Genomic DNA, 16587 nt, shown 5'->3' on the forward strand with positions numbered 1-16587 from the left:
AAATAAGGAAAGAAAATGAAAAAGGCCATCGTAATTGCAAGTTTTGGAACAAGCTATACCGAAACAAGAAAAAAAACTATAGACGTTATCGAAAAAGAAATCAAAGAGAATTTTAAAGATTATGAAATTTTTCACACCTATACATCCCGCATGGTAAGAGGAATTTTAAAAAAGAGGGATTCTATAAATATTCCATCTCCTAAAGAACTCATAGATAATTTAAAGGAGCAAGGTTTTTCTGAAATTTACATACAGCCTACCCATATAATCCCCGGAGAAGAATATGAAAAACTTTTATTTGAAAATACGGTTCTAGGGCTTCCCCTACTCCACGAAAAAGCAAACTTGGATGAAATTATAAAAGATCTTGAGTTAAAAAAGCCCCAAGATGATACGGCAATAGTTTTTATGGGACATGGTTCTTCACATGAGGCAGATAAATTCTACGAGATCATGCAAAATAAACTCAATTCGCAAGGTCTTGAAAATGTCTTGATAGGAACAGTTGAAGGCTCCGTAGAACTAAAAGATATCTTGCCTATTCTTGCCGAACGCAAAATAAAAAAAATTGAACTTTACCCGTTTATGATGGTTGCAGGCGACCATGCACATAACGATATGGCAGGAGATGAAGAAGACAGCTGGTACACCATTTTAAAAAATGAAGGCTACGAAGTTAATGCAAATCTAAAAGGTCTAGGCGAATATCCCATGATCCGTAAAATTATTTATAAATCTTTAGAAAATACAATAAATCTAAACCGAGGTTAAAATGAAAAATATTTTTGCCGTAGGAACAGGACCCGGAGCCCCTGAATATCTTACATTACAGGCAGTAAAAACTCTTGAAAATGCAGACCTCATTTTTGCTTCTAACAACAAGGGAAAGAATATGGCCTTAGATACGGTAAAAGATTTTATAAAGAGTAAAAAAGTTTTGCTTCTTGATTTTCCTATGGGCTTTGTATCTGAAGAAGATTATAAAATTCAAGCTGAAAACATAATAGAAAAAACAAAAGAAAATTCTAACACTGTTATTTTAACTATAGGCGATCCTACGATATACAGTACCTTTATTTACATGATGCCCTATTTTAAAATACCCGAAATCAATTTACAAATTATTTCAGGAATTCCTTCTGCAGTGGCTGCTGCAGGAAGAGCACAAATTCCTCTTGCGGAAAAAGGCGAGGTACTTACAATCACCGATCATTTAAATGAAAAAATTTTAAATTCATCTTCATCTATTGCTCTTTTAAAAACATTCAAACAAAAAAATCTTATAATAAAAGAATTTGAAAAAAAAGGTTTTGACTATGTTTACATAAAAAGGGCAACAATGGAACATGAATCAATCCTCTTCAAAGATAAAAAAGAAAAAATTTTAGAAGATGAAGATTATATATCCTTAATCATTGCCCGCAAACAAAAAGGAATATAGAAGATGAAAGGCATAATGATATCTGCACCGAACAGCAATTCGGGGAAAACGGTAATTACAGCAGCTCTTCTTTATTCTTTAAAAAAAGAAGGCTTTGATATTGCGGCTTTTAAAACAGGTCCCGATCAGGTTGACCGTAAAATACTGGAAATTATCTCAGGCAAAAGAGCCGGAAATCTCGACCCCTTTATGATGGGACAAAAAGGTATGGAGTTTTCACTTAATATTTCCAATTCGGAATACGCCCTTATTGAGGGAGTAATGGGTTGCTTTGACGGAATGGGAGCTACCTCAGAAAATTCTTCCTTTGACACGGCAGAAAAAATCGGGAGCGATATTGTATTGGTTTACTCGCCGCAGGGCGAAATGTTTACGCTTATTCCAAAACTCAAAGGAATGATTGAATTTTCAAAAAACAGAATAAAAGGAATTATACTTAATAAGCTAAATCCTAAACTTTTTCCACTTTATAAAAAAATGATTGAGGATAATCTTAAACTGCAAGTCTTAGGTTTTTTTCCTAAAGTTTCCGAGTTTGAAATTAAGGAATCAAATCTGGGGCTGGACATAGACGACAGGTTAAAGGAAGAACACTTTTTAGATGTTCTATATAAAATCGTAAAAGAAAATATAGATATAAAAAATTTTTTAAATTTATTTAAGCCCCTTAAAACAGGCAGCAAGGTAGAAATAAAAAAAACAAAAATGCGTACATCCATTGCAATGGATGAAGCCTTTAATTTATATTATTCCGAAAATTTATTTTTACTTGAAAACAGCACGGAGGTGAGTTATTTTTCTCCGCTTAAAGATAGTAAACTGCCGGACTGCGACTTTCTATATTTCGGAAACGGCCAAATAAATAAATATAAAGAAGCCCTTTCTCAAAATATTAAAATGAAAACTGCAATAAAAAAATTCGCCGAAGCCGGCGGAAAAATCCTAGCTGAAGGCGAAGGTCTTTCCTATCTTTTTGAACAGCTTAACGGTTTTAAAATGTGCGGAATTTTTCAAGGTTCCGTTGAGAGCACAAGCACTCTGCAAAATTTCGGATATAAACAGCTTGAATTTATGCAAGACTGCATTTTAGGAAAAAAAGGAACAATCTTAAATGCCGCCGAATATCATAAATCAAAAGCATCAACTGAAATTCCGCCCATTTTCACAGTTAAAAAACCTTACTCAACTTTGAGTTTTAAAGATGCTTATGTATACAAAAATTGTCTAGGTCTTTTTCAAAACATTAATTTTACCTATAGCCTTGAAAATTTTTATAATTTAATAAAAATTTAAATTGTAAGTTTTATTTTTCTAAAAAAATATATTGACACACTATTATAAAAGTGCAGAGGAGGCTAGAATATAATTTCATAAATTGTTATAATGATAAAGTAATAGTATAAAACACATTTTTATGGGAGTTATAGTATGAAAGAGGGTTTAAAAAAATACCTTGAAAAAGAAGGCCCAAATGCAAAGTTAGCAATGGTTGCATATTTGGCCAATTTGGATCAGGTTGCTTCTGTGTATCCTGAGATTGCATCAAGCATTGTTAAAGAAATTGAAAATCAGCGGAGTCACCTAAAACTCATTGCCAGCGAAAACTATTCTTCGTTGGCAGTTCAGTCCGCTATGGGTAACCTGTTGACCGATAAATATGCTGAAGGCTTCCCGGAACACCGATATTACGGAGGCTGCCAAAACGTCGATGCAGTCGAAAATGCAGCCTGTGAAGAAGCATGCAAAATTTTCGGAGCCGAACATGCCTACGTTCAGCCCCACTCCGGTGCCGATGCAAATATCGTAGCATATTGGGCTATCTTAAATGCCAAGGTTGAAGAGCCTTTTTTAAAAAAATTTGAAACGGTTGTAGATGGAAAGGTAAAAAAAATGAGCCTTGAAGGCTTGAGCCACAAGGACTGGGAAGAGCTTCGCCATTCTCTAGGAAACCAAAAACTTATGGGTTTGGACTACTATTCGGGCGGACACCTCACGCATGGGTATGTTCAAAACGTTTCTTCAAAAATGTTTAGAACATGCTCGTACACTGTCGATAAAGAAACGGGAGAGCTTAACTACGATGAAATTGAAAAACAAGCAATGCAAGAGAAGCCTCTCATTCTTTTGGCAGGTTACAGCGCATATCCGAGGAAAATAAACTTTAAACGCTTTAAAGAAATCGCCGATAAATGCGGTGCCGTATTGATGGTAGATATGGCCCACTTTGCGGGACTCGTCGCCGGAAAAGTTTTTGAAGGAGAATACAATCCGGTTCTGTGGGCGGACGTGGTTACAACTACAACTCACAAAACTCTTAGAGGCCCCCGCGGCGCCATGATTCTTTGTAAAAAAGAATTTGCAGAATTTGTAGATAAAGGCTGTCCGCTAGTAATCGGCGGTCCGCTCCCGCACGTAATGGCTGCAAAAGCCGTTGCCTTACGCGAAGCTTCAAGCAAAGCCTATCAAGATTATGCGCACAACGTACGCGATAATGCCGCCGCTCTTGCAGAAGAATGTATGAAGCTCGGAATGAAACTGCAAACCAACGGTACCGACAATCATTTAATGTTGATTAACGTAACAAAATATGGCTTAAACGGCCGGCAAGCGGAAACTGCAATGTCAGAGTGCGGCGTAACACTTAATAGGAACAGCCTTCCTTTCGATCCGAACGGCCCTTGGTGGACAAGCGGATTGAGGGTTGGAACTCCGGCAGTTACAACAATCGGAATGGGCAAAACAGAAATGAAACAAATTGCTTCAATCATAGACAGGGTATTAAAGGCTTCAAAACCCGGTGTAACAAAAAGCGGAGCCCCCAGCAAGGCTAATGTTGTGGTTGACCCTGCCGTAAAAGCGGAAATTCAAAAGGAAGTTGATGCGCTCTTACACAAATTTGTTCTTTATCCTGAATTGGACTTAGACTATTTAAAGAGTATCTATTGTTAAAGAAAATTTTCTTATAATTGAAATAGGGGGCTCCTAACGGCTTTTGCTTTGTATCGGATGCCCCTTTTTTTATTGACTGAAATGATGGAGGATGGATAAACAGTTCGCCAGAAATTCATCCTCCCTGTTTATCGGACGAGTTTTGTGCTTTGAACAAAACATCGCATTATTGTATGCAGTTTGCGAACAAACTGCTTGAAAAAACTTTTTTCGAAAGCTGATGCTTCCTGCAAAAAGTTTTTATGGAGGAAAGTATGAAAATCGAACTTTGTGCATCGGAAAATAAAAACGATGATATTGATTTTAATATATCTCAAATTGAAAATTTTGTAAAAAAGACAAGACATGAAAAGCCGGATATCCTTCTCTTTGGAGAAAGTTTTTTACAAGGTTTTGATTCTCTTTGCTTTGAATATAAGAAAGATATTTTGACAGCGCTCCAAATAAACTCGGAGCCCATCGCAAAAATTCGTTCAATTTCCAAAAAAGAAAAAACAGGCATAGGTTTCGGGTTTATCGAAAACGATCATGGAGCTATTTTCAGCTCTTATATGATAATCGGAAAAAACGGAGAAATGATTTGCCTTTACAAAAGAGTTTCCCAAGGCTGGAGGATTGACGGAACCTGTGCCGACTATCGGGAGGGAAAAGATTTTTTTGAGTTTGATTTTGAGGATAAACGCCTTGCTGTTTTTATTTGCGGCGACTTGTGGGAAGATAAACTTCTGGAACCGATTATAACTCTTAATCCCGATGTCTTTTTATGGCCGGTATTTTGCAGCTATACAAAGGAAGAATGGCAAAACGGCGAAGCCTCTGCTTACGCCGAAAGAACTGCAATCCTCGATAAACCGGTTTTATTTATAAACTCTCTTGTAGAGGAAAATTCTCCGGCTGTAGGAGGAGGAGCCTTTGTATGGCATCACGGCAACCTTGTTAAAGAAGTACCTATGGGCAAAACCGGTTTTTTAGTGTACGAAATTTAGGTAGAGCCGCTCTTTGAGTAATAGATATAGATGCTCCTTTAGCAATGGATTGAGTCCCTCTTAATTAGTAATTAGAGCTTGAAGAATGGCTCATATCTTTTAATACGACATCGTGGGGGCCGCCTTCAATAATACTGGCCGAAGAAACTAAAGTTATTTTAGCATCACGCTGGAATTCAGGAATACTTAAAACCCCGCAATTACACATTGTTGAGCGTATCTTGTTTAGGGTTACAGCAACGTTATCATGAAGTTTTCCTGCATAAGGAACATAGGAGTCCACCCCTTCTTCAAACGATAGCTTTTTCTCTCCGCCCGAATCATAACGCTGCCAGTTTCTAGCCCTCGCTGAACCTTCACCCCAGTATTCTTTCATATAGTTTCCGTTAATCAGTACCTTATTTGTGGGACTTTCGTCAAAGCGGGCAAAGTACCGGCCGAGCATACAAAAATCGCTCCCCATAGCGAGGGCTAAGGTTATGTGATAGTCAAAAACAATTCCGCCGTCAGAACATATCGGAATATAAATTCCCTTCTTTTTAAAGTATTCATCTCTGGCCTTAGCAACCTCTATTACGGCAGTTGCCTGACCTCGTCCTATTCCCTTTGTTTCGCGAGTAATACAGATTGAACCGCCTCCTATTCCGACTTTTATAAAATCGGCTCCTGCATCCGCTAAAAAATTAAAGCCGTCGGCATCTACAACATTGCCAGCCCCTATAGGAATTGAGTCCCCGTATTTTTCTTTTACAAATTGAATAGTCTGCCTTTGCCAATCGCTAAACCCGTCGGAGGAGTCTATACAGAGCACATCGGTACCCGCTTCAACAAGGGCAGGAACACGCTCTTCATAGTCCCTTGTGTTTATACCGGCTCCCACCATGTAACGCTTTTTTTCATCAAGAAGTTCAAGAGGATTTTCGGTATTGCTTTCATAGTCTTTTCTAAATACAAAAGCAACAAGACAGCCTTTTTTGTCCAAGATCGGAAGAGAATTTAGCTTATATTCCCAGATAATGTCTTGGGCTTTTTTTAGGCTTATTCCTTCTTCTGCTACATGGAGACGTTCGATAGGTGTCATAAATTCTTTTACCCTAGTATTTAAATCAGTGTGACCTATGCGGTAATCTCTGCCCGTAACCACACCTAATAGCTTTCCGTGTCCTGTCCCGTCATCGGTTACGGCAACGGTGGTATGGTCGGTTTTGTCTTTTAAGTCTAAAACATCGCTCAATGTTTGATCGGGCGTAATGTTTGAATCGCTTTCGACAAAGCCCGCCCGATAGTTTTTTACTTTTGCAACCATCTTAGCTTCATTTTCGATAGATTGAGAGCCGAAAATAAAAGAAATGCCGCCTTCCCGTGCAAGAGCAATAGCCATATTATGATCTGAAACCGACTGCATAATCGAAGATACCAGAGGAATATTTAAACTTATTTTAGGCGGTGTTTCTTTTTTGTATTTTGTTAAAGGTGTTTTAAGAGAAACTGCCTGAGGAACGTGCTTGATTCCTGAAAGACGCGGCACCAGTAAATATTCGCTGAATGTATGCGAAGGTTCATCATAAAAAAAAGCCATAGATCACCTCGAAAATGAATTTTCTAATAGTATAATTTTTTGGAAAAAAAATCAAGGCTGCGGCCTATTTTTAATATCCGCCTCTTTTGAGCAATACTGTTTAATTTTTATTTTTTGTGCCGAGATATTTTTTATAATGATTATAAAAAATAAATACCTTTTCAAACAAAAATACAAAAATTATAAATCCGCAGGAATATTCAGCGATTAAAAAGAAATTTTTAAAATTATCGGGACAATTAACAAAAAACTGTATCATTTTAAGACTGTAAAAAATCATAGTAACCGCTATTGTTATCTTCCCTCCCTTCGTAGATTTTATTTCAACAGGGAATTTCAACAACATAAAAAACAACATACCTATGGCTTGGAACATCAGCCTTCCGAAGATGAGATAGAAAAACCAATTCGGAAGTAACGCCAACTGATAATATACAATTGAAACGAGAGCAAGGAGGGAATAATCGCTCATAGAATCAAGCATACGGCCTATCTTTGTCTCCTGATTAAATTTTCTTGCTATAAAACCGTCAAAAAAATCAGTTAGAAAAACCAAAATCAACACAACAGCCAATATTATTTTAAAGTATTTTATCTCATTTTGTTTTAAAAGAAAGGCAATCAGAGGAACCGAACTTATGCGGAAAAGAGTGATGGCATTTGCAAGATTAATTTTCTCAAGTAAAAGATTATTCTCCACATTTACAAATTCTCCTTTATATAGAATCAAAAAAAGCAAAAGCAGAGAATGCCATAAAGTTATATGTATTAAAAAAGCACTAAAAATTTCTTTATCCGTGTTAAATATCTTATAAATTGCAAAAACAGCTGAAAATTGAAACAGCCAATAAAATAAGACCAATCTGCCGATTTTTTTTTCCATAAAAGAAGTAACTCCGCATTATCTCAATTTTTTATTTAAAATTTTTTCTTTTTCATAATGAATTAATGTAAAAAACAATAAGCCTACAAGTATCAGCCCTATCAAAATTATAAGAGCTTCAACCCCTTGCAAAACTATAGCCATTCCTGCAAACAAATCTATTATAAGCTGGAATATCATAAAAATATACAAAGCTCCTCTAGGACTAAAACCTATAAGCATAAGCTTATGGTGAAGATGAAATTTATCGCCCTCACCTATAGGACGTTTATCCCTCACCCTGCGCCATATAGCTGCAAAAGTATCAAAGATAGGCAGCATTAAAATAACAGCGGCAAATTGCAGTCCTGCCGATTCGTAACCTATGGGCGAAGGTATAAGAGGAAGGATTGCCAATACAAAACCTAAGATTTGTGAGCCGCAATCTCCCATAAATATTTTTGCTTTGGGACGCGACAAATTAAAAAATAAAAATCCTATGATTGCAAATGCAAGAATAAGAATACGAAATATGATCATATAGCTTATCCCAATAGCATAATAAATTGCAGCATAAGTTAGGAGTACAGAAGCACCTAAACATCCGGCTTGACCGTCAATTCCATCAACAAGATTAATTGCATTGGTAATTCCTATTATCCATAAGAAAGTAATTAAATATGTTTCAGGCCCCATATACCAAAAGAAGCCTATAGGCCCAAAACTTATTTTTTTAAATGTATATCCTCCGTATAAAACTATTACGGCTGCACAAGATTGAACTAATAGCTTAAAAATCGCCCTCCAATTTTTTATATCGTCCCAAAGGCCCATTATAAATATAATCATACTTCCTAAAGCAATATAAAAAAAATTGGAATGTATTAAGCGCAAATCAGGAAAACGAAAATGCAATATTATGCTGGAAATTAAGTAAGCAAGCCCGAATCCAACCCCTCCTATCCTAGGTATATTACCTGAATGAATTTTTCTTCCGCCTGTTTTGTCATATAGATTATGTTTTTTTGAAAACCTAATCAATATATAAACAAAAAAAGCGGACGACATACAGGGAAGAATAATTATATAAAAGACAAACTGAATTATAGGCAAACTCGGCATTCTCCTTAATTACATTCACTGCCGCCATTATACAACAATATAACTAAATTAGCAAGTCTTAACACAATAAGGAGAACCCTTCATTAACCTTATTCTATATTGATTTTTTCAACATAATCTAAAAAAGCAAAGCGAATGCCGGAATATTCTTTTTCGGCTTGTACAATTTTCTTCTTTAAATTATCCAAGGAATTTTCTATCTCCAAAAGTTTATCTAAGAACATTTTTCCTTGTTGAGTCTCGGAGCCCACAGCTTGAATATTTTTGCGTACCCTATCTTGTTCGGTATTAAGTTCTTTTTGTTCATTTTGTAAATTATTTAAAGAAATTTGGGCCTTGTCTACCTTAGCTTTTTCATCTAAAATTGATTTAAAAGCTTTTTTTATTTTTTCAGGAATCTCCGAATTGGAATAAATACCTAGCATTGCATTATTATCCATCGTATTGATTTGCAAAATTTCTTCAAAAAGTCTTTCTTCAACTACTTCAAGTTTTCCTTGCGAACCGGCTTTTACCTTTATGTTAAACCTGTACTTGTTTGAAGTCTTTTCCAACAAGGCTTTTTCATCGGCAAGCTTGTATCCCGAGCTTATAGGATGCTCGACCACAATAGAGCGTTCTTTTGATGCAGCATTCTTAATAGTATACAGAGAGTTCTTAGACGACTTGTATTGCCGATGCAGCACTCCCTTTACAATTTTAATAGTTTGGATTTGCTTGTCAAAGTTTTCGGTTCTACTCCCCCGCACATCCATATCATCCCCAAAAGCTATAAACCGTTTTTCTTTTTCGGGTAAAAACTCCAAAATAGCATCGCCTACATATTCTCCGTTTTCAAAAACCGTAATAGGCCCTGCAGGAAATTTAAGTCCGGAATTATTCTCGATACTGATACATAGCTTAGGGTGCACATCAGCCCCATAAGCCATATTCGAAAAAACCGAATATTTTTGAGCCGGAAGAGAAACAAGGCTTAACGGAATCATAGTGCTTTTTTGTCTGGGTAAATTAACGGGTTTAACCGGAGTAAAAGCAAACATTTCTCCTGCCGAGGTCTTAGCAACAGTCTGATTTTCAAAATAAGAAGAGCCGTCGTCATCGGCCATTGCAGAAGCAAGTTCCTTAGAATAAGCCCTTTTTTCCATCAATGGTACTGCCATAGGTTCTTCATAAACCATATCGCTATCATAAGCGGAATCAAAGGTTTCAGGACTAGCCGCCTGACCTGCAAGAATCGGAATAGTTTCGCGCTCAGTATAATAAGGTTCATATAAATTTTGTTTAAAACCTACCGGCCGGCCGCTTGTCAGAGTAAGTTTTACATCCTTCCAATCGATATCAGTAGAGTTGTCTATTATTGCCCAAGCCTGAAATGCTGCACTGGTATTACCCATGTCGAGCCTATATGAAGGCTTCCAAATAGGAGCTTCCATAACATAAGAAAGTCCTATCTTCCTTTCACCCTCCGATTCTATATCTATTGAAATCAGCTTTCTTTCCTTTGCCGAAGCTTCTAAAATGAGACTTAAGGCTTTTTGCAAATCTTCATTTCTCTGGGGATCCGTAAATTTGAAAGATTGCACATCATTAAAAGATATAATCTTAACACCATCAGCCGAAACAATGGAAAGTAGAATACCGGCTTTAGAATCTTCAATTTTATCTACACTTAAAATTTTACCTGTAATCTTATTCTGGGTATAAACTTCAATTTCGGCACCTTTTTGTGCCTTAAGAAGTTTAAAAATAGAGTCATTCCCGAATAAATCAACCTTTAAACTCTGCATTGTTTTTTTAAGAGTATCTTCCGATTGATAATTTATCGATAAATTCTTTGCGGCAGGGTCTTTTACAAAAACGGACTTTAAGACATCGCTGATTTGGGAAGGAAGAAACAATAAATCTATCTTACCGGACCCTTTTACAATGCCTTCATGCTCATAATGGGCTACACCCGAAGAATAAAGAGTTACCTTTTTTAACGGAATATCATCTTCATTAAAACCGCTTTCAGGATCGGCAAAAACCGTAGCCATACAAAGTAATGAAATTAACATAAAAAATCTTTTTTTCATACCTCCTCCAAGGAAATAACGTATTTTTTATTATATCATAGATAAAAACCGTTGACTAGGGTATAATTTGCAGCTATCGGTAATTTATGACGTGATTATTAATAAATTCAATTCATCTTCCATTGACATATCTCAAAATAAAACGCATAATAGGAGAATGGTATCAACTATTATTATTTCCTTTTTTATTATTATTATTGTTGCTGTTATCATTGTCTTTATAGCTACACAGAAAAAATCCTCAGCGGGAGGAGGAAGAAAGAAAGTTAAAGGCAGGGCAGCTTTAATGAAAGAAGCCTCACGCCGCTTAGCCCAAAACCCTCATGATATTGAAGGTTTATTTATAATGGGGGATATTTATTATCAAGACCAAGACTGGGAAAAAGCATATACGGCATATTCGGCCTTGCTGGATAGAATGAAACCGCTCGAAATTAATAAGCAGCTGGATGTTGCAATAAAGTATGGAACTTGTGCCTCAAAAACGAACAGGCTCCCTGAAGCAAAAAAAGGTTTTCTTTTGGCAGAAACGATCAATCCTAAAAGTATTGATGTCAGTTATAATTTAGGTTATATCTATTATCTCGAAAAAGACTACGAAAAGGCGGTTAAATTTTTCAAAAGAGCCTTAATAATTGAACCAAACAGTTTTTTGGCTACAAAATATCTCGGATATACCTTTCAGAATTTACATAAATACAATGAGGCCTTACCTGCTTTTAAAAAGGCTTTGGATTTTAAGCCCGATGACAAAGAAGTTTTATTTGCAATGGGTGAATGTTTTTATGAAACGGAAGCAACAGACCGCTGCTTAAAGATATTGAACCATCTTAGGGTGGATCCGGTTTTTGGGCCGCAGGCTGCCCTGTATACAGGTATGATAAAGGCAAAGGCCAATCAATTGGAAAGAGCTATTGAAGACTTCCAAATAGGTTTAAAACATACAGGAGCATCCCCGGAAATTTCCAATGAGCTAAAGTATAGGCTGGCACAAGCTTATATCAAGACTCAAGAAATAGGCCAAGCTCTTCATCTTTTGAAGGAAATTCAAAATACAAGCCCGGGATACAAGGATGCAGCAACCTTAATAATGAGATATCAGGAATTAAATAAAAACAAGAATTTGCAGATATATCTAATGTCGGGGCAAAGCGAATTCGTAGCTCTTTGCCGAAAGATTGTAGCCCGCTTTTATCCGAAAGCTAAGGTAAAAATAGTTGACATTTCCGTATTGGCAGCCTATACCGATATAGTCGCAGAAATAGATACCCCGCGCTTTTCGGATACGGTTATTTTTAGATTTTTTAGATCACAAGGAACGGTAGGAGAACTTCTTTTGCGGGAACTGCATGCCCGCCTCAAAGAAGTAAAGGGCGGAACAGGAATCTGTATGAGTGCAGGGACATTCACCGAAGAAGCGGTTAGATTTTCTGAAGGCCGGCCTTTAGACCTATACGACAAAACAAGACTTTCGAGCGTTTTAAACTCATTAAAATAAATATAACAAAAAAGGCAGCTCGCAAGAGCTGCCTTTTTTAATTAAAGTTAGAAATTTACAGCCTGATAGAAAGGCCTAATTTTAAGTTTACGCTGTTAGCAATAACATCTTTTATGTTGCCGCTAGTATTGGAAACCGTATATTCTTGATCTCCAACTTTAAATGTCTTTTGAACTTTTAAAGGAGCAAAATAAACAGTATCGGCAACACCTGCATAAATACCTATAATATTTGTAAAATAATAGCTTGCAAGAACATTAACTCCCATACCGAACATTACATCCAATTTGTCGTAACTGACATTCTGGTTAGCTATAGAAAGAGATTGAGTTGCCTTCATAGCATTTAACCCTATACCGCCTCCCAAAAATAGGTTAAAAGGAGTATTTTTAAGCAAGGTGATGCCGACTCCAAGCTGAGAGTCAAGAATAAAGGCATTCTTTACTAAAAACTTATCTTTTTCAGAGGTTGCTCCCTTTACAAGTTGGCTATGGTTTTGACCGGGAAAGGCAATTTGAGTCATAAGATAAAAAATACCTGCCCTAAGATCCACAGCCGCACCCGCAGCATTGTTCTTTTCCTCTTTAGCATTTTTTAATGCATTTTTTACATCGGCACTAAACGTATCAAAATTGCCATCATTTTTAGTATGTACAAAATAACTCGTAAAGGCAGGGCCGAACGAAATAGCAATATCTGCAAATGCAAAAGCAACAGATGTAGCCGAAATAATCAAAATTAAAATCATTTTTTTGTGCTTCATAATAAACCTCCTATAAAACACATTTTTTTCTATTTAGAAAAACATAGTTAAAACTCCGAAGACCGGAATTTGTTACAGCTTTATTAAAAACAATACTTATTTTACAGCTTAAAGGCAACAGCCAATCTTAATGCAAGGTTATTAGCCCATGAATAATTTATAAGAGAATTAATATCTTGTTTTCCATCACTGGTAATCGTATAAGTAAAACCGCTTCCGTTTATTGCCTTTCCTTTGTAATATCTTTGGTTTGACATCGGAATAAAATATACCGTATCTTTAATATCAAAAGAAATGCCTATATTTTTTGTAAAATAATAATTCAAAGCTGCATTTATACCCAGACCCGCCATAGCGATACTTCGTGTCTCGTTAAGTTCCCTTGCTACGATATTGCCATCTTTATCTTTTATCGTTTTGACGTATTCATCGGGAAGTTTTCTTTTTGTCTGAATATAGTTTATACCTAAACCGCCTCCTACAAAAAGATTTACAGGTAAGCTCTTTAAAATATTTATACCCAAGCCTATCTGACCATCAACAATAACGGAATTATTCAACTTATTTGTAGCCCCCATGTCCTTTAGTTTTTGACCAAGAGGGTCATCTCCTGTAGGTATCTGTGTAAAAGGAAAGCCTATGCTTATATTTGCATAAACATAGCTTATTTTAAGTTTTAAGCCCAGGGCCAAGGCATTATACGAATCAACAGACTTTGGAGCATCCATTGTAAGGTTTCCTTGTCCTAGAGCATCCCCTAAACCTTGTGCCAAATTAGCTTTAAGAGAATCCGTGTTATAAACTGTCACCATATTATGATTCATATAACCGAGTCCTACATCCCCGGATATGTCCATAAAATCGAAATCAAGAGCCGATAAAGGTAAAATACAGCCTAAAACTAAAACAATAAAAATAAATTTTTTCATAAATCAATCCTCCAAAATAAAATTACAATCGATAGTCCTAATAGACTACCGTAGGTATTATAGCCCAATATAAATATATTTTCAATAAAAAATAAGAAATAATTATTTTTTAATATCTATTGCCGTTTTTACTTAAAAATAGTAGGATATAAGTATGAATGTACCACAGTATCCTGAATTTGCACCCATTTCGTTGGAAATGCAATCCGAAATGGAATTTTATTTAAAAAGGCTTCCTGACGGAATATCGGAGCTTACTTTTCTTAATTTATACCTTTTTAGACATAATTATAAGTATCAAGTCTCAAAAACCGATAATCTGTTGATAATACTAGGAGAATACAGGGGTGAAAGTTTTTTTATTACACCTTGCTGCACAGTAGATGTCGAAATAACAAAGGAATTATCGGCAAAATATAAAAAATGGATGATTCTTTCAAAATCTTTTTTAGATAATAACACCAATGTCTTCAATCTGCCTTTTTTTTAAAGAGCTAAAAATAGAAGAGGATAGAGATAACTTTGACTATGTTTATCTTAGGAAAGATTTGGCTGAACTAAAAGGTAAGGACTTTCATAAAAAAAAGACCCATATAAATAAGTTTGAAAAATCTTATGACAAGATAAAAATCGAACCTCTCACCCTTGAAAATGTAGACGATGCCAAGAAAGTGCTTGAGGAATGGAATAGAACAAAAGTAACCTCAAATCCTGAAAATTCCGACTATGAAGCAGCCTTAGATGCCCTTTCAATTTTAAGCAGGACTTCAATGATGGGCATAATTCTATATGTTTGGGATGAACCCGTAGCTTGGACGCTGGCGGAAATAACACAAAACAATAAAACAGCCGTTATTTTATTTGAAAAAGCTCTGGCTTCTTACAAGGGAAGTTTTCAATACATTAACTATGCCTTTGCAGGTTATCTGCCTAAATATATAGAATTTATAAATAGAGAACAGGATTTAGGCGATGAGGGACTAAGACAAGCAAAAATGACATATAAACCGATAAAATTCATAAAAAAGTATAGAATTTTATTTTAAATATGATACAATAGGAAAACATGGATCTGGTAAGTACACGTAACAGTAATAAGATAGTATCTTTCTATGAGGCCGTAACAGACTGTATTCCGGCCGATGGAGGACTTTATATTCCGAAAGAAGCCTTGGACTTAAGCAATTGGACTTTTCATCTTAATGAAACTTCCAGTTTTGCCGCCATAGCGGGCTCCTTAACCTCTGCAATACTGCAAGAAGAATTCAGCCCGGCCGTATCGGAACGTATCGCCGTTTCAGCTTTCGGAAATTACAGCCCCAGATTGCGGCAATTGGACGAAAAATTCTTTTTGCTGGATCTTTTTCACGGGCCGACAGGCTGCCACAGAGATTTCGGCTTTTTATGGTTTGCCTCGGTTCTTGAACATATTTTAACCATAACCGACAAAAAAGCCATAGTTTTAGGAACGGGAACCAAAAAGAATGGTCAAAGCATGGCTGCCGCTTTTTGGAATAAAAAAAGAGTTAAAACGCTCTTAATACACCCCAAAGGTTATGCATCCGGTATCAGGGAAGAATATTTAGCCGAAAACGGAGGTTCTATTTACTCTGTAGAATGTGACGGAGATGTAAAGGACGTTGAAAACTTAAAAAGAGCCGTATATCTTGATAGAGCTCTTGTAGAAAAATACGGCCTTACCTTAGCAAATACGGTAAACATAGGCCGACTCCTGCCCCAAATATTCTTCTATTTTTTTGCTTTTACCCGCTTTAGAAAACAGATTTTCGGCGAAATCTATTATGCTCTTCATTCAGGTAATTATGGAAATCTTGCAGCCGGTCTTTTTGCATGGAAGAGCGGGCTTTCCCTAAACGGCTTTATTACGGATGCTACACCTGAACTATCGGTAAACAAGGACGGAGATTGCTTTTGCAAAACAATGGAAATTCCTTTGACCCAAAGAAGTGCAGCGGATCCTGTAAGCCCCTCAAACATTGAGCGCTTGGAACAGATTTTTGAAATAAGCCCCGCAATTATGAAAGCCTTAATTTTTCCAAAGCAGGTAGATGCTAAGGACTATAAAGAACTTATCAGAAAGGCCTATCAAAGATATGGAATTATGATCGATACTTCTACTGCTGCAGCCTATGGGGCCGCCATAAAGAGTAAAATTTTAAAAAATAAGGGGCCTGAAACCATTGTTCTTATTTCAAAAGACCATCCGGCCTTTGAAAGAGATATAGTCGAGGATGCCTGCGGCGAAAAGCCTAATCAGCCTGAATACATGAAAGATTTGGACAAACCTATAAAAAATATAAAAAAGATACAGGCCTCTAAAAAAGAAATTGAAAATATGCTAAAATATATGGAGAGGTAGTTT

The 16587-nt window shown here is 36.3% G+C and carries 15 protein-coding genes; 9 read left to right on the forward strand and 6 right to left on the reverse strand.

What is annotated here, in order from left to right:
- Positions 1 to 15: 15 nt before the first annotated feature.
- The 5 genes from JO40_RS03285 to JO40_RS03305 all read left to right on the forward strand — a co-directional run bounded on the left by JO40_RS03285 (position 16) and on the right by JO40_RS03305 (position 5376).
- Complete coding sequence (locus JO40_RS03285; protein WP_044977935.1) at positions 16 to 771, forward strand: sirohydrochlorin cobaltochelatase; 756 nt, start codon at positions 16 to 18, stop codon at positions 769 to 771.
- A 1-nt stretch (position 772) separates the two neighbouring features.
- On the forward strand, positions 773 to 1441 hold the full coding sequence (locus tag JO40_RS03290) for a precorrin-2 C(20)-methyltransferase (protein WP_044977937.1): 669 nt from the start codon (positions 773 to 775) through the stop codon (positions 1439 to 1441).
- Between the two features lie 3 nt (positions 1442 to 1444).
- Positions 1445 to 2734: a cobyrinic acid a,c-diamide synthase CobB gene (locus tag JO40_RS03295; RefSeq protein ID WP_044977938.1), complete on the forward strand. Its 1290-nt coding sequence runs from the start codon at positions 1445 to 1447 to the stop codon at positions 2732 to 2734.
- 135 nt (positions 2735 to 2869) lie between these two features.
- Positions 2870 to 4390 carry a glycine hydroxymethyltransferase gene (locus JO40_RS03300; protein WP_044977940.1) on the forward strand — a complete coding sequence of 507 codons (1521 nt, stop codon included), beginning with the start codon at positions 2870 to 2872 and terminating at the stop codon, positions 4388 to 4390.
- A 254-nt stretch (positions 4391 to 4644) separates the two neighbouring features.
- Positions 4645 to 5376: a carbon-nitrogen hydrolase family protein gene (locus tag JO40_RS03305; protein ID WP_044977942.1), complete on the forward strand. Its 732-nt coding sequence runs from the start codon at positions 4645 to 4647 to the stop codon at positions 5374 to 5376.
- 64 nt (positions 5377 to 5440) lie between these two features.
- Here the strand turns inward: JO40_RS03305 and JO40_RS03310 are convergent, their stop codons facing one another.
- The 4 genes from JO40_RS03310 to JO40_RS03325 all read right to left on the reverse strand — a co-directional run bounded on the left by JO40_RS03310 (position 5441) and on the right by JO40_RS03325 (position 11014).
- The gene (locus JO40_RS03310) at positions 5441 to 6955 is read right to left on the reverse strand and encodes an IMP dehydrogenase (protein WP_044977945.1); all 1515 of its coding nucleotides are present in this window, start codon (positions 6953 to 6955) and stop codon (positions 5441 to 5443) included.
- Between the two features lie 100 nt (positions 6956 to 7055).
- Positions 7056 to 7838 carry a CDP-alcohol phosphatidyltransferase family protein gene (locus tag JO40_RS03315; RefSeq protein WP_044977947.1) on the reverse strand — a complete coding sequence of 261 codons (783 nt, stop codon included), beginning with the start codon at positions 7836 to 7838 and terminating at the stop codon, positions 7056 to 7058.
- Between the two features lie 18 nt (positions 7839 to 7856).
- On the reverse strand, positions 7857 to 8930 hold the full coding sequence (locus JO40_RS03320) for an MraY family glycosyltransferase (RefSeq protein WP_144242235.1): 1074 nt from the start codon (positions 8928 to 8930) through the stop codon (positions 7857 to 7859).
- A gap of 98 nt (positions 8931 to 9028) precedes the next feature.
- The gene (locus JO40_RS03325) at positions 9029 to 11014 is read right to left on the reverse strand and encodes a DUF4139 domain-containing protein (RefSeq protein WP_044977949.1); all 1986 of its coding nucleotides are present in this window, start codon (positions 11012 to 11014) and stop codon (positions 9029 to 9031) included.
- Between the two features lie 157 nt (positions 11015 to 11171).
- On the opposite strand from JO40_RS03325, the gene JO40_RS03330 reads away from it, so the two are divergent.
- Entirely contained in the window at positions 11172 to 12512 is a 1341-nt protein-coding gene (locus JO40_RS03330) for a tetratricopeptide repeat protein (RefSeq protein ID WP_044977952.1), read from the forward strand.
- A 55-nt stretch (positions 12513 to 12567) separates the two neighbouring features.
- Here JO40_RS03330 and JO40_RS03335 read toward each other — a convergent pair whose 3' ends face one another.
- Both JO40_RS03335 and JO40_RS03340 read right to left on the reverse strand, forming a co-directional pair.
- The gene (locus JO40_RS03335) at positions 12568 to 13275 is read right to left on the reverse strand and encodes a DUF2715 domain-containing protein (protein WP_044977954.1); all 708 of its coding nucleotides are present in this window, start codon (positions 13273 to 13275) and stop codon (positions 12568 to 12570) included.
- Between the two features lie 101 nt (positions 13276 to 13376).
- Complete coding sequence (locus JO40_RS03340) at positions 13377 to 14204, reverse strand: DUF2715 domain-containing protein (RefSeq protein ID WP_044977957.1); 828 nt, start codon at positions 14202 to 14204, stop codon at positions 13377 to 13379.
- 154 nt (positions 14205 to 14358) lie between these two features.
- Here JO40_RS03340 and JO40_RS14405 point away from each other — a divergent pair, with 154 nt between their 5' ends.
- From JO40_RS14405 to JO40_RS03350, 3 genes are read left to right on the forward strand one after another with little or no spacing between them, the layout of a single operon-like run.
- Complete coding sequence (locus tag JO40_RS14405) at positions 14359 to 14694, forward strand: GNAT family protein (RefSeq protein ID WP_245608980.1); 336 nt, start codon at positions 14359 to 14361, stop codon at positions 14692 to 14694.
- Positions 14669 to 15250 (forward strand): DUF2156 domain-containing protein, encoded by a 582-nt coding sequence (locus JO40_RS03345; protein ID WP_245608981.1) that lies wholly within the window; start codon positions 14669 to 14671, stop codon positions 15248 to 15250. Before JO40_RS14405 ends, JO40_RS03345 begins: the two co-directional genes overlap by 26 nt.
- Positions 15251 to 15270: 20 nt before the next feature.
- Positions 15271 to 16584, forward strand: a complete 1314-nt coding sequence (locus tag JO40_RS03350) for a PALP domain-containing protein (RefSeq protein ID WP_044977959.1) — start codon at positions 15271 to 15273, stop codon at positions 16582 to 16584.
- Positions 16585 to 16587 lie beyond the last annotated feature (3 nt).

Origin of the sequence: Treponema putidum (assembly GCF_000755145.1) — a bacterium.
Classification (GTDB): Bacteria; Spirochaetota; Spirochaetia; order Treponematales; family Treponemataceae; genus Treponema_B; species Treponema_B putidum.

Coding starts and splice junctions, on each gene's coding strand:
- JO40_RS03285 (WP_044977935.1), top strand. CDS start 16: ATGAAAAAGGCCATCGTAATTGCAAGTTTTGGAACAAGCTATACCGAA.
- JO40_RS03290 (WP_044977937.1), top strand. CDS start 773: ATGAAAAATATTTTTGCCGTAGGAACAGGACCCGGAGCCCCTGAATAT.
- JO40_RS03295 (WP_044977938.1), top strand. CDS start 1,445: ATGAAAGGCATAATGATATCTGCACCGAACAGCAATTCGGGGAAAACG.
- JO40_RS03300 (WP_044977940.1), top strand. CDS start 2,870: ATGAAAGAGGGTTTAAAAAAATACCTTGAAAAAGAAGGCCCAAATGCA.
- JO40_RS03305 (WP_044977942.1), top strand. CDS start 4,645: ATGAAAATCGAACTTTGTGCATCGGAAAATAAAAACGATGATATTGAT.
- JO40_RS03310 (WP_044977945.1), bottom strand. CDS start 6,955: ATGGCTTTTTTTTATGATGAACCTTCGCATACATTCAGCGAATATTTA.
- JO40_RS03315 (WP_044977947.1), bottom strand. CDS start 7,838: ATGGAAAAAAAAATCGGCAGATTGGTCTTATTTTATTGGCTGTTTCAA.
- JO40_RS03325 (WP_044977949.1), bottom strand. CDS start 11,014: ATGAAAAAAAGATTTTTTATGTTAATTTCATTACTTTGTATGGCTACG.
- JO40_RS03330 (WP_044977952.1), top strand. CDS start 11,172: ATGGTATCAACTATTATTATTTCCTTTTTTATTATTATTATTGTTGCT.
- JO40_RS03335 (WP_044977954.1), bottom strand. CDS start 13,275: ATGAAGCACAAAAAAATGATTTTAATTTTGATTATTTCGGCTACATCT.
- JO40_RS03340 (WP_044977957.1), bottom strand. CDS start 14,204: ATGAAAAAATTTATTTTTATTGTTTTAGTTTTAGGCTGTATTTTACCT.
- JO40_RS14405 (WP_245608980.1), top strand. CDS start 14,359: ATGAATGTACCACAGTATCCTGAATTTGCACCCATTTCGTTGGAAATG.
- JO40_RS03345 (WP_245608981.1), top strand. CDS start 14,669: ATGTCTTCAATCTGCCTTTTTTTTAAAGAGCTAAAAATAGAAGAGGAT.
- JO40_RS03350 (WP_044977959.1), top strand. CDS start 15,271: ATGGATCTGGTAAGTACACGTAACAGTAATAAGATAGTATCTTTCTAT.